The sequence below is a fragment of the Mariniflexile sp. HMF6888 genome (genome assembly GCF_044335535.1).
Classification (GTDB): Bacteria; Bacteroidota; Bacteroidia; order Flavobacteriales; family Flavobacteriaceae; genus Mariniflexile.
In genome coordinates this window covers 56416-70237 of the sequence record NZ_JBIQVZ010000012.1, presented here as the reverse complement: position 1 = coordinate 70237, position 13822 = coordinate 56416, and the positions used below count along the sequence as shown (strand labels likewise).

Sequence of the window (13822 nt, the reverse complement as noted above, 5' to 3'; positions counted from 1 at the left end):
GGTTAGATTATTAGATTGTTAGAAGGTTAGATTGTTAGACAGGTTAGAAAGATGTTTAAAATGATAAGATGCCTCTTTCTTGATTAACGATTAACGATTTCTGATTAACGATTGATGATTTAGAATTCAGAATTCAGAATTATGGATTAAGAATGTGGAATTGAAAAACCCAGAACCCAGAACCTTGAACCCAAAACCTAGAACCCAACCCCATGATATTTTAAAATTAGGACTTCGACAAGCTCAGCCTGACATCTGAATATATTTGAATTTTTGTCATAGTACTAAAACTAAATTAAAACTATTTTTACAAACCAACAACCATCAACCAACAACCATCAACCAACAACCAACACCTAAATTATGATGTTTTTTCAAATTATAGAAGTACTCGGAACCTTTGCTTTTTCCATTTCGGGGGTATTAGTGGCACTGGAAAAAAGAATGGATGCCTTTGGCGTATTGATCATTGCTTTTGTAACGTCGGTTGGCGGAGGAACTTTAAGGGATGTTCTTATAGGGCAAACTCCGGTAACTTGGATGGAAAATATGATCTACGTTTATGTTATTATAGTTGCCACCATCTTTTCCATCATATTCAGAAAACGCATTGATTATTTAAGGGTTTCCTTGTTTTTGTTTGATACCATTGGTATTGGCTTATATACCGTTGTGGGTATAGAAAAAGGCTTGGCTATAGGTTTGCATCCTATTATTTGTATTGCTTTAGGTACTATTACCGCTTGTTTTGGTGGTGTTATTAGAGATATTCTTTGTAATGAAATACCCGTTATCTTTAGAAAAGAAGTGTACGCCACCGCCTGTATTTTGGGAGGGTTAACCTATTTTTTACTTAGAGAATTGCCTATAGATAATAATATCGTGTTTGTTATTTCCGGTTCGGTCGTTATTGCGGTGCGCTTGATAGCGGTTAAGTTTAAAATTAGTTTGCCCAGTTTGTATAGGGATTGAGTTGGGTGGTTATGAGGTTATGAGGTTATGAGGTTATGTGGTTATGAGGTTAGATTGTTAGACAGTTAGATTGTTAGACAGTTAGATTGTTAGACAGTTAGATTATTAGAAAGTTAGAAAGCAGCTTTTGTAAAAAGATAAAGCACTTTTTCACGCCTCACGTCTCACCTTTTCACGATTCACGCTACAATGATTAACGATTAACGATTTCTGATTAACGAATTCAGAATTATGGATTAAGAATTTAGAGATCAATCAACTAGAAGTCATAAGGTTGGATTGTTAGATTGTTAGATTGTTAGATTGTTAGACAGTTAGATTGTTAGATTGTTAGAAGGTTAGATTATTAGAAAGTTAGAAAGCAGCTTTTGTAAAAAGATAAAACACTTTTTCACGCCTCACGTTTCACCTTTTCACGATTCACGCTACAATGATTAACGATTAACGATTTCTGATTAACGAATTCAGAATTATGGATTAAGAATGTGGAATTGAGAATTTAGAGATCAATCAACTAGAAGTCATAAGGTTGGATTGTTAGATTATTAGATGGTTAGATTGTTAGATTGTTAGACAGGTTAGATTGTTAGATTGTTAGACAGGTTAGAAAGATGTTTTAAAACGATAAGATACCTCTTTCTTGATTAACGATTAACGATTTCTGATTAACAAGCACTGAACCCTGAACACTGAACCCTGAACACTGAACACTGGACACTGGACACTGGACACTGGACACTGGACACTGAACACTGAACCCATCACTCAACAATCTCCACCTTCCTAATATAAATATTGCGTAGGGGCCAATCGGCATCATCGGTTTCAACGGCTGCGATTTTATCTACGACGTCCATCCCGCTGGTAACTTTTCCGAAAATAGTATAATCTCCATCCAAAAAGTGGGCGCCACCTTGTTGTTGCACTATAAAAAACTCATAGGGTGATGCTAGTTTATGCGGATTGTCTATTTCGCTACTGGGCATGGATACAGCGCCTCTGTCGTGTTTAAACCCCCGTTTGGTGTCTGGAGGCAATAAATATTTGCCTATATAGGTACGTTTGTTGGCGGTTTTTCTATCATCGCTATTTCCTGCTTGTACCATGAAATTATCAATAACTCTATAAAATTGGGTGCCGTTAAAGTACTTCTGCTTGGTTAAAAAGATAAAGTTCGAACGGTGGAACTTGGTTTCATCAAACAACAAAATATCAATAGTCCCAAAGTCGGTTGTTAAACGCACTTTGTTTTCTTTATGTGCTTTGTCGTATTGCAAAAAAAACTCCATGGCATTTTTAGAGTTTAGCTTGGGGAAGGCACGGTTTGTTATATCGGTTGTATCTTCATCGCCGGTAAGCCCTTCTTCTTTTACAACGGTTGTTATTTCTTTTTCAGGATTTATTTTCTTTTTACTTTGCTTATCTTCACAATTTAGAAATAAAACGAAAACAGATAATAGCAATACAAGTTTCATAGAATGAATTTTGATGATTTTTTAATAGCGCTCTCAAAAATAAAAAATCTCCCGCTACCAGCCCAAGCATCTCAGTTTAAAATGGCACCTCCTTTTAGGCAGGAACTGTTAAAACACCAAGAGCAGGCTATAAAAACAGCGAGAAGGGCAGGGGTATTGGCTTTATTTTACCCCAATACCAATCAGGAAGCGCACTTGGTTTTAATTCTTAGGAAAACCTACCATGGCGTACATTCGGCACAAGTTGGGTTTCCTGGCGGGAAATTGGAAGCACACGACGCTTCATTGGAAGCTGCCGCCATAAGGGAAACTTATGAGGAAATAGGCGTGCCTATAAAACAGGTGGAAGTATTAAGAGGATTGTCTAAAATTTACATTCCGCCGAGTAACTTTTATGTGCATCCATTTATAGGTATTTCGAAGGAAACACCGCGGTTTGTTAAGCAAGACGATGAGGTGGAAGCCATTATTGAAGTGGCTTTGAGTCATTTTTTGGATGATGCCAATATCATTACCCAAAGAGTGAACACATCGTATCGTGCTGATGTTGAGGTGCCTGCGTTCAAGCTTAATAATTATGTGGTTTGGGGCGCTACTGCCATGATGTTAAGTGAGATAAAAGACTTGTTAAAACAACTTATGTAGTTTAATAGATTTATTACATTTGTAATATCTAACCAATATTGACGTGTGATTTATGGGATTGTTTAAAAGAAATCCATTCGGCCATATCCTTTTTATAAAAAAGTGGCTTATTAGAATTTTAGGGGTGCTTACACACAGGCGTTTCCGAGGATTTAATGAGCTTCAAATTGAAGGCTCAGAAATTATTAAAAACCTACCAGACAAAAACGTTCTGTTTATTTCCAACCACCAAACTTATTTTGCCGATGTGGTGGCGATGTTCCATGTGTTTAATGCCAGTTTAAGTGGGCGTACGGATTCCATTAAAAACGTAGGTTATTTGTGGAACCCAAAAATGAATATTTATTACGTGGCTGCCAAAGAAACCATGAAAGCAGGGTTGCTGCCTAAAATTTTAGCCTATGTGGGCTCTATTAGTATTGAACGTACGTGGAGGGCCGAGGGGCAGGATGTCAACCGCCAAGTAAAGATGAGCGATATTTCTAGTATTGGAAAAGCTTTGGACGATGGTTGGGTTATTACCTTTCCGCAAGGTACCACAACGCCTTTTAAACCGATTAGAAAAGGAACGGCCCATATTATAAAGCGTTACAAACCCGTAGTTGTACCTATTGTTATTGATGGGTTTAGAAGGTCGTTTGATAAAAAGGGTTTGCGTATTAAAAAGAAAAACATTCTGCAATCCATGGAAATAAAAGAGCCATTGGTTATTGATTATGAGAATGAATCTACCGACGAGATTGTAAAACGTATTGAATACTCCATAGAACAACATCCTTCTTTTTTAAAGGTGATTCCACAAAAGGAACTGGAAGCCCAAGAGGCTTTGAACAAACTTCGGGAGTGGTGAGACGGGAGTGGTGAGACGGGAGACGTGAGACGTGAAAGGCAAATCGTTGAATTGTTTGTCGTAGAAGCGTTTAAGAGTTGAAGCGTGAGACGTGAGACGTGAAAAGTGAAAGGAAGGCTTGTCGTTTAAAAAACATCTTTCTAACCTCTAGTGTTCAGTATTCAGTATTCAGTATTCAGTGTTCAGTGTTCAGTTCATCAGGGACGTACATTCATCACCCATCATTCATCACGAGTCATCACCAATCATTCATTCATCATTAATTTCAGTATTCAGTGTTCAGTATTCAGTATTCAGTATTTAGTGTTCAGTGTTCAGTTCATCAGGGACGTACATTCATCACCCATCATTCATCACCCATCATTCATCAAGAATCATCACTAATCATTAATCACTAATTACTAATCACTAATCATTCATCATTCATCATTAATAAGACCGACATCTGAATATAGTTGGTTTTTTGTCATGTACTTAAAAAAAATAATTAACTTCGTCATTGGCTATTTAAAACTTCAAGAATCTGAATATTGCTAGTATTTGGGTTGTTTATTACACAATGAAAAAAGAATTTATTCCTAAATTGTTTTCTCTTATAAAAGAAGGCATTTCTAAAGAGACTGTTGCAAAGGATGCACTTTCTGGGGTTATCGTAGGTATTGTAGCGCTTCCGCTCGCTATTGCTTTTGCCATTGCTTCTGGGGTCTCTCCGGAAAAAGGGATTATAACGGCTATTATTGCTGGTATTATCATTTCAAGCTTTGGTGGCAGCCGTGTACAAATAGGTGGACCAACAGGTGCTTTTATTGTCATTGTATATGGCATTGTTCAGGAATTTGGAATGAACGGATTGACCATCGCCACTTTTATGGCTGGGTTTATAATCATAGGTCTGGGCTTGGCACGTCTGGGTAACTTGCTGAAATTTATTCCCTATTCGCTTATCGTTGGTTTTACAAGTGGAATTGCCTTAATTATTTTTTCCTCACAAGTCAATGACTTTTTCGGCTTGCATATCGCTAAAGTCCCTGCCGATTTCTTTGATAAATGGAGGGTCTATTTTGAGAATTTTAATAAAGTGAATTGGTATGCCGTGGCGATTGCTGCCGTAACCGTCCTTATGACTTTATATTTTCAAAAGTTTATAAAGAAAATACCTGGGTCTATCTTTGCTATTTTATTGTCAACCATTGTTGTTAAGGTGTTTGAAATCCCTGTAGATACTATAGAAAGTAATTTTGGTAACATTCCGAATCATTTTAGTGTGCCATCATTACCTCATGTGGATTTCGAAACCGTAAAATTACTCATCGCACCTGCTTTTGCCATTGCCTTATTGGGTAGTATTGAATCCCTGCTTTCGGCAGTTGTATCCGATTCTATGATTGGGGGTAAGCACCGTTCCAATATCGAACTAATAGCGCAGGGTGCTGCAAACATTGTGTCGTCATTATTTGGTGGCATACCTGCTACAGGAGCTATAGCAAGAACGGCCACCAATGTTAAAAATGGTGGTAGAACGCCAATAGCAGGCATCGTTCATGCATTGGTTTTATTATCCATTATGCTGTTATTTGCTCCCTATGCCAAGTTGATTCCGCTTTCTTGTCTTGCCGGTATTTTAATGGTCGTGGCATATCACATGAGCGAGTGGCGCCAATTCAAATCCATTTTAAGAGGGAATAGAATGGATATTATCATCTTATTGACTACTTTTTTGCTCACAGTGATTTTCGATTTGGTTATCGCCATCGAAATAGGTATCGTGCTTTCCAGCTTTATGTTTATGAAACGCATGAGTGAGTCTGTGCTTGTTGAAAACATCACAACGGATACCGTAAATGGCGAACATTTATTTGATGAAGAACTCTTGGACTTGCCTAAAGATGTGTTGCTATATGAAATTAATGGGCCTTTGTTTTTTGGAGCAGCACGCCAATTTCAGGAAACCATCACCAATACCCATTTTCAACCTAAAGTGATCATCATCCGGATGCGTTATGTGCCTTTAATAGATGCTACGGGCTATCAAAGTTTAAAGGAAATCATCAAATCTTACCAAAAGCGAGATGTCAAAGTTATTTTGTCCGGGATACGCGACACATTAAAAAGCGACTTCGAAAAGAATGATATGTATGCCGTTTTAGACCACCAATTTATAGTAGCTGATATTAAAGAGGCTATTAGGATAGCAGGGGGAGGTTGATTGTTGAAGCGTGAGACGTGAGACGGGAGACGTGAGACGTGAGACGGGAGACGGGAGACGTGAAGGGCAAATCGTGAAGGTAGGGTCTTGCTCACTTCTTGGGTTCAGTTCAGTGTTCAGTGTTCAGTATTCAGTGTTCAGTATTCAGTGTTCAGTGTTCAGTGTTCAGTGTTCAGGGTTCAGTGTTCAGGGTTCAGTGTTCAGGGTTCAGTGTTCAGGGTTCAGGGTTCAGTGTTCAGTGTTCAGTATTCAGTATTCAGTGTTCAGTATTCAGTGTTCAGTGTTCAGTGTTCAGTGTTCAGGGTTCAGTGTTCAGGGTTCAGTTCATCGTGAATCGGGAAAAGTATCTTGTCGTTTTAAAACATCTTTCTAACCATCTAACCAATCTAACCATCTAACCAGTCTAACCAATCTAACCGGTCTAACCAGTCTAACCAATCTAACCAGTCTAACAATCTAACTCACATGCCTACGACTTCATCAATTTATCATCCATTTTTTTACGAGATATTAAAAGATTTATAGTAAAAATAGCAATTAGGCAATACTTATAATAGCGTGAATGACTTCAAAAAAAAAGACCTATTTTTATTCAAAACCAACCTATTTTGTGCTCTTATAAGTGTTCGTTTAGTGTCAGTTCGAGTGATTTGCCAAAAGCGAATGGTATCGAGAACTAAAATTTGATTCTCGATACTCATTTTACTGATTTCAATTGTAAAATTCACTATCATGAGGTTTTACGTTGGGACTTCGACAAGCTCAGTCTGACAAACTAAACGTCATTTTATAGTATTTTTTTAGAATAAAAATAATACCTCGAATTAACATACTAGTGTCTGGTTTTTTATATGTCGTTCAATTATACATCTAAAATATATGATTCAAAAAGGTTCTGAAGCAGAAAGATTGGCAGTGCCCAACGCCTATAAAAACTGGAAAAAATGGGGGCCATACCTGGCAGAAAGACAATGGGGGACCGTTAGGGAAGATTACAGCATGCATGGTGAGTCATGGGAGTTTATAGACCATGAAAAAGCGCGTAGCAATGCCTACCGTTGGGGCGAGGAAGGCATAGGTGGTTTTTGCGATTCGCGGGAAATCCTGTGTTTGGCACCGGCATTCTGGAATGGTAAGGATCCTATTTTAAAGGAACGCCTTTTTGGACTTACCAACAACCAAGGAAATCATGGGGAAGATGTTAAGGAACTCTATTTTCACCAAGTGTCTTCGCCAACACATTCTTATTGCAAGTACCTTTATAAGTATCCGCAAAACGAATTCCCGTATGGCGATTTGGTAAACGGCAATCGGAAAAGCCGTGAGGATTACGAACATGAATTATTGGATACGGGAGTCTTTAAAAACAATGCTTATTTTGATTGTTATATTGAATACGCCAAAGCCAATGTCGATGATATCCTTATGAAAGTAACGGTGGTAAACAGGGGAACTAAGACTGCCGATATCCATGTGCTACCACATTTGTGGTTTCGCAATTTTTGGAAACACAACAAGCGTTATGAACGCCCCAGTATGAAATCCATTTCGGGAAACAAGGTGCAATCCAGAAGCATTAGAAACGGCAGGTATTACCTGTATCATGAAGACGGCGAACAGTTATTCTGTGATAACGAAACCAATAATCAGCGTATTTATAATTTCCCTAACGATGTCGCTTATGTAAAGGATGGCATCAACGACCACGTGATACATGGTGAGGCTACGGTCAACCCCGAAAAGACAGGTTCTAAATTTGCCGTTTGGCACCAGTTAAAACTAAAGGCGGGTGAAGAAAAAAGCATCAAAGTACGCTTAAGCAAAACCAAGGTAAAAGCTCCTTGGGCAGATTTCGATGCGGTATTCCACCAACGCATCAGCGATTGTGAAGCCTTTTATACCGAAACCATTAAAACGGACATTCCCGAAGCCCACCAAGCCATTGCCAAAAGTGCTTTTTCGGGCTTGTTATGGACCAAGCAATTCTATTATAACGATGTGTTTAAATGGCTGTTTGGCGGTCCGGGGGAGGCTGCCCCCAATCGGGCAAACATGCGTAATTACAATTGGCAGCACCTTACCAACAGGCACGTTATTTCCATGCCCGACAAGTGGGAATACCCGTGGTACGCTGCTTGGGATTTGGCGTTTCATATGGCGTCGTTTGTAGAAATCGATCCTTTTTTCGCCAAAGAACAGTTGTTGCTCGTATTGCAGGAAAACTATATGCATCCCAACGGACAAATTCCAGCTTATGAGTGGAATTTTAGCGACGTGAACCCTCCCGTGCATTCATATGCCGTTTGGAACGTGTATGAAAAGGACAAAAACTACACGGGTAGAGGCGATACCGAATTTTTGGAAAAAGCCTTCCAAAAACTCCTGCTCAACTTTACATGGTGGGTCAACCAAAAGGATAAGAATGGTACCGACCTATTTGAAGGGGGCTTTTTAGGTTTGGACAATATTGGAGTGTTCGACCGCAACCACATGCCACCGGGGATTACCAGAATGCAACAAGCGGATGCCACCAGTTGGATGGCGCTATTTACGCTTAATATGCTGCGCATGTCACTGGAACTGGCAAAAACCAACAAAATTTATGAGGAAGCTGCGGCTAAGTTTTTCAGGCATTTCCTTAATATCGCTTGGGCGATGCACCACATAGGTAAAAAGGACATTTCGCTTTGGGATGATGAAGATAATTTCTATTACGATGTGGTAGAAATGGCTAATGGCACGACCAACCGCCTGAAGGTGCGTTCTTTAGTGGGTGTTATTCCCATGTTTGCCGTAGAGATTATGCATAAGGATTTATTTGAAGAGTTAAAGGACTTTAGGTTTAGGGCCAACGAAATTATAAGAACCCGACCCGACCTGGCTTCATTAATCTCGAATATTGACGATACCAATGCCGATGGTAATTACTTGTTCTCCATCATGCGTGGGTTTAGGTTGGAGCATTTGTTGATTCGTTTGTTGGATGAAAACGAATTCCTCTCCGATTACGGGATTCGTTCCTTGTCCAAGTACCACGAGGCACACCCGTTTGTGTTTGAGCATCACGGACACTACCAAATTCAGTACGAACCGGGTGAAAGCCGTTCCAATATGTTTGGCGGTAATTCCAATTGGCGTGGTCCTATCTGGATGCCTTTAAATTATATGGTCATTCAGTCGCTACGTAAGTATTATACTTTTTATGGTGATCGCTATCAGTATGAGTTCCCTACGGGTTCGGGTCATAAACTCAACCTTAAGCAGATTGCTAACGAACTTACCAAACGCTTGATAAAGTTGTTTGAAGTTAATTCCGATGGTAAGTTTCAATACCACGCCGACGATCCCAACCACGTGTTTTCAAAAGATGAACACTTTAAAGACCTGCACTTGTTTTACGAGTTTTTTGATGGTGACACGGGTAAAGGCCTAGGTGCATCGCACCAAACGGGGTGGACGGCGCTGATTGCGAATTTGATTATGGAAATGGAGAGTTAGATGGTTAGATTGTTAGATTGTTAGATTGTTAGACTGGTTAGATTGTTAGACTGGTTAGATTGTTAGACGGTTAGATGGTTAGACTGGTTAGACCGGTTAGATTGTTAGACGGTTAGATTGTTAGAAAGTTGTTTTAAACGGCGATAAGATACCATTTCCGAATCACCTTTCACGATTCCCGTTTCACGAATTAACGATTTACGATTTACGATTGATGATCAAATTCAGAATTCAGAATTCAGGATTATGGATTATGGATTGTGAATGTGGAATTGAGAAGGCAGAAGTTAGAAGGTTATGAGGTTATGGGGTTAGATTGTTAGATTGTTAGACGGTTAGACGGTTAGATTTTTAGATTGTTAGAATGATTATGAATTCAGAATTCAGAATTTCGTCAAACCCAAAACCTAGTATCTTAACGATTCACGATTCACGATTCACGATTTATGATTCAGAATTCAGAATTCAGAATTCAGAATTTCGTCAAACCCAAAACCTAGTATCTTAACGATTCACGATTCACAATTCCCGATTCACCTTTCCCGATTTTGACCTCCCTGATTATAGTTGACCGATTCACAAACCCAGTACCCAGAACCCAACACCTAACACCAACAAAAAACCTTTCATATGTCAGTTATTTTTTTATATCTATGTAATCTGATAAGCTAATACTTACAATAAATATAGAAAAAAACACTATGATTAGACTTAGAAATGAATCCTCCTCTAATGAGGAATTATGGTTGACTTCTGCCGAAGCGCAACAATTTTTTAGAGTAAGCCGTAGCACCTTATACCGCTGGTGCAAAACCAAGAAATTGCCTTATACCAAACAGGGAGGTGTTTTATACTATCCAAAAAAATTTATTGAACAGCTTATGATAAATAGGATGCGAAACAACCATTTACGACCAAGGAAAGAGTAGGGGTGTTTCTAAAAAGAGTATAGCCTTTAGGGCAGTTATGGCGTGTAAAAAAAGTGAGACGCTCTAAAAAAGTGTGTTTACAGATCCTTGTTAGAAACCAAGCAATTGGTTACTGGTTCGTCATTATAAGAAGAATGACACCCAACGGGTAAAAACAGATGACTTTTACAGTCATGACAGTTTTGTCAACTTTTTTAGATAGCCTCACTTCAGCTAATAAAAATCAGGCTTAGGTAAGCGTCACCGCCCCAAGGTAGGTGCTGGTCGCTGCTAGTTTTTTATCGACAGTCACAAAGGATGCCCAAACCTGTACTTCCTACGCCGCCCAATAGGCAGGCAAGGGTATTTGTACCGTAGCCGCATCGCGCGCACCTGCGGGATTGGCGGTTTCAAAAAGGCTGAGGGCTTCGCAATAGACCACGACCACCAGCTCGTCCGTAGCCGAGGCATTACCCTGTCCGCTGTTATCGTCCCATAGGATGCTAACCACTTGGTTCGCATCGGGCGTTACGCTGGCATTGGCAAGTCCGCGTAGATCGCCCTTGGCAATAAGCACTTTGGGGTAATCGACCACATAGGCGTCTAGGGCGTCGGGCAATAGGGCGTTCTTAATGTGGTAGCCTGTAGCCAGATTAAAGTTGGACTTATCGCCTTGGGGTTTACCAAAATACGCCGAGAGGATCTCCTTTATAGGCGTTAAAAACACAATAGCTGTTTTAAAGCGGTCGCGTTGGTCCAATTGCGCTTGGGTGGGCGAGTAGTTGCCCCTTGTGGGTAAACTGCGCATAATGTCTTTACCTCTCCAACGTGCACCTACAACGTTGCCTACTTTTCCGGAGAATCCTCCGAGGATGCCTTTACTAAATGTTCCCATGTTTTTATAGATTTTGGGGTTAATAATGCGGTGAAACTACACAGCCATGTGCTAACAAACAAACCCGTGACACATATTGACACATATTGACACACATTGCAACATATTGACACACATTGACACAAATTGACACACCTGCCCAAAAATAGAGGGGTTTTGTTCGAGTTTTGTTCGGGTTTTGTTCAGCTACGGTTCGGGGGTCTATTTTTTGGATGGGGGTTTGCCTGAACAAAGGGCGAACCTGGGTGGGATCAAACTAAATAAACACTGCTTTAAAAAAGAAATATGTTTTGAAAGTTTTTATAACATTTATTTATATATTGCATGGGATAAGAATTTTCATCGTTTTGAATAGGGGAAGCAATAAAAGATAAAAAACTAATGATATCCTGATTGTATTTATGAGGATTATGGGTAATAAATGTTATCTATAATAAGTTGGGGCATATGTAAAATGAATAAAAAAACAATATGAGTAAAATTGAAAAGCTTGAAGATAGACTTCAACAAACTAGAAATAGTTTAAGTACAGACAGACTAGACATGTCTTTTGGTGAGATAATGAGTATGTATGAACGATCAGAAATCATTATTGATCCAGATTTTCAAAGATTATTCAGGTGGGACACCTATCAAAAAACAAGGTTCATTGAATCAATTCTAATAGGCATTCCTGTTCCTCCAATTTTTGTTGCAGAAGATGAAAATGGAAGATGGGAACTCGTTGATGGACTTCAAAGGATTTCAACAGTATTTTCATTTTTTGGAATTCTCAAAGACACAATAGACAAGAATAATTGGGTTATGTGTAAAGGAGACTTGACAGAAGAATTGGAGAAACTAGCATGTAAAGATTTGCCTTTAAAATTTCAATTAAATATAAAAAGAGCTACTTGTCGAATTGAAATAATTAAGTGGAATAGTGCTTTTGACATGCGCTATGAATTATTTAACCGTCTGAACACTGGTGGCTCTGAACTTACAGATCAAGAAATACGAAATGCGATTTTCAGAGGCATTTCAAAACAGTTCAACATCTTTCTGAGAGACTGTGCTGAACAGGATAAATTTATTCAACTAATTCAACCTACGGAGAGACAACTTGAACAACTTTATATGGATGAATTGGTTTTACGTTTCTGTGCTCTTACTGATGGACAAGATGAATTGTCTGAGAACATTTCTCAACACATGACAAATTACATGAAAAAGGCAGTGGCAGATGCTGAGAATATCCCTAACTTAAAATCAAATTTCGAAAACATGATAAACCTTCTCCACCCTATAGGAAAGGAAGTGTTTAGAGGTTCAAACAATGTTTTTTCAACCAGTTTATTTGATTGCGTTTCCATTGGTATAACCAAATATTACGAAAAATATAAGGATGTTCGAACTGATGAATTAATTGATAAAGTCACTCAACTAAAGAAATCAGAATCCTTCAAAAAAGCTTCGGGTTCCGCTTCTGCCAGTAAATCAAGAATATTAAAAAGAATTGAAGTAGCAGACGAAATTTTCGGTTGATAGAAACTCTATGAAAACATTTGTTCAAGAAATATTAGCAGATATTGAATGGCGAACATCTGAGCTCGCGACTCTGAAAAGTATTCCAATTAGGTATAGCTTTAGTCCTGATCATAAAGATTTGCACATTAAATACTCAATTCCAGCTATTTATTCGATTTGGGAAGGATTTGTAAAAAATTGCTTTGCAATTTATTCTAATCACTTAAATACATTATCGCTCAATAGGTCTGAAATTTCATATGCTCTACTGACACATCAATTAGATTCAGAATGCGACTTCAATAACCCTAGAGTTCATTTTGATAAAAAAATGAAGCTAGTTCAGTCATTGGATGAACTATTCCAAGATATAATCAATATAAAGCCCGCAGTACCGACTGAATCAAATGTAAACCTAAAAGTCTTGAATCGAATTTTAGAGCGTTATTGTATTACTGAAGTAGATGGAAAATATAATAGTGGACTTAACAAGCTTTTACTCTTTAGAAACAAAATAGCCCATGGTGAAAATTCTATAATTGTCAACATGACTCATGTGACTGAATTTATTTCTCTAGTAGAAAATATGATGTTGGATGTTGTAATAGGAGTGGAAATTTGTGAAAAGAATGAAACTTTTAAAAAATAAAAAGTACGATGACCCAACAATGGCTATGCTTGATACGATGCTTAGTAGTAAATTGAAAGTAAAAACATTTTGAACTTATCGGTAAGCGGACGGTAAAGTACCTGGTAATCTCGCAATACAAATAGCCGGAACGTTAGCCATAATCCTCCATATTCCGAACCATTGACTTCTTGGGCTAACGCGAAGGTGAATGACAAAGCAAATGAGAGGAATAAAAA

The 13822-nt window shown here is 38.6% G+C and carries 10 protein-coding genes; 8 read left to right on the top strand and 2 right to left on the bottom strand.

Features of this window, described 5'->3' with window-relative positions; genetic code table 11:
• The first annotated feature begins 366 nt into the window (after window positions 1–366).
• A complete protein-coding gene (locus ACGLWY_RS17655) occupies window positions 367–972 on the top strand; it encodes a trimeric intracellular cation channel family protein (RefSeq protein ID WP_396621002.1) in 606 nt (201 codons plus the stop codon).
• Between the two features lie 761 nt (window positions 973–1733).
• Here ACGLWY_RS17655 and ACGLWY_RS17650 read toward each other — a convergent pair.
• Window positions 1734–2447, bottom strand: a complete 714-nt coding sequence (locus tag ACGLWY_RS17650) for a peptidylprolyl isomerase (protein WP_396620999.1) — start codon at window positions 2445–2447, stop codon at window positions 1734–1736.
• 3 nt (window positions 2448–2450) lie between these two features.
• On the opposite strand from ACGLWY_RS17650, the gene ACGLWY_RS17645 reads away from it, so the two are divergent.
• The 5 genes from ACGLWY_RS17645 to ACGLWY_RS17625 all read left to right on the top strand — a co-directional run bounded on the left by ACGLWY_RS17645 (window position 2451) and on the right by ACGLWY_RS17625 (window position 10575).
• Window positions 2451–3092 (top strand): NUDIX hydrolase, encoded by a 642-nt coding sequence (locus ACGLWY_RS17645; protein WP_396620998.1) that lies wholly within the window; start codon window positions 2451–2453, stop codon window positions 3090–3092.
• Window positions 3093–3144: 52 nt separating this feature from the next.
• Entirely contained in the window at window positions 3145–3942 is a 798-nt protein-coding gene (locus tag ACGLWY_RS17640; RefSeq protein WP_396620997.1) for a lysophospholipid acyltransferase family protein, read from the top strand.
• Between the two features lie 559 nt (window positions 3943–4501).
• Window positions 4502–6148, top strand: a complete 1647-nt coding sequence (locus ACGLWY_RS17635) for a SulP family inorganic anion transporter (protein ID WP_396620996.1) — start codon at window positions 4502–4504, stop codon at window positions 6146–6148.
• 879 nt (window positions 6149–7027) lie between these two features.
• Window positions 7028–9646, top strand: coding sequence for an MGH1-like glycoside hydrolase domain-containing protein (locus ACGLWY_RS17630; RefSeq protein WP_396620995.1), 2619 nt, complete (start codon window positions 7028–7030; stop codon window positions 9644–9646).
• 701 nt (window positions 9647–10347) lie between these two features.
• Window positions 10348–10575, top strand: coding sequence for a helix-turn-helix domain-containing protein (locus ACGLWY_RS17625; RefSeq protein ID WP_396620994.1), 228 nt, complete (start codon window positions 10348–10350; stop codon window positions 10573–10575).
• A 316-nt stretch (window positions 10576–10891) separates the two neighbouring features.
• On the opposite strand, the gene ACGLWY_RS17620 is transcribed toward ACGLWY_RS17625, so the two are convergent.
• Window positions 10892–11449 (bottom strand): DUF6266 family protein, encoded by a 558-nt coding sequence (locus tag ACGLWY_RS17620; RefSeq protein ID WP_396620993.1) that lies wholly within the window; start codon window positions 11447–11449, stop codon window positions 10892–10894.
• A gap of 471 nt (window positions 11450–11920) precedes the next feature.
• Between ACGLWY_RS17620 and ACGLWY_RS17615 the strand changes: the two genes are divergently transcribed.
• Together ACGLWY_RS17615 and ACGLWY_RS17610 are read left to right on the top strand one after the other, a co-directional pair.
• Window positions 11921–12973, top strand: coding sequence for a DUF262 domain-containing protein (locus tag ACGLWY_RS17615; RefSeq protein WP_396620992.1), 1053 nt, complete (start codon window positions 11921–11923; stop codon window positions 12971–12973).
• Between the two features lie 10 nt (window positions 12974–12983).
• On the top strand, window positions 12984–13604 hold the full coding sequence (locus ACGLWY_RS17610; RefSeq protein ID WP_396620991.1) for an MAE_28990/MAE_18760 family HEPN-like nuclease: 621 nt from the start codon (window positions 12984–12986) through the stop codon (window positions 13602–13604).
• Window positions 13605–13822 lie beyond the last annotated feature (218 nt).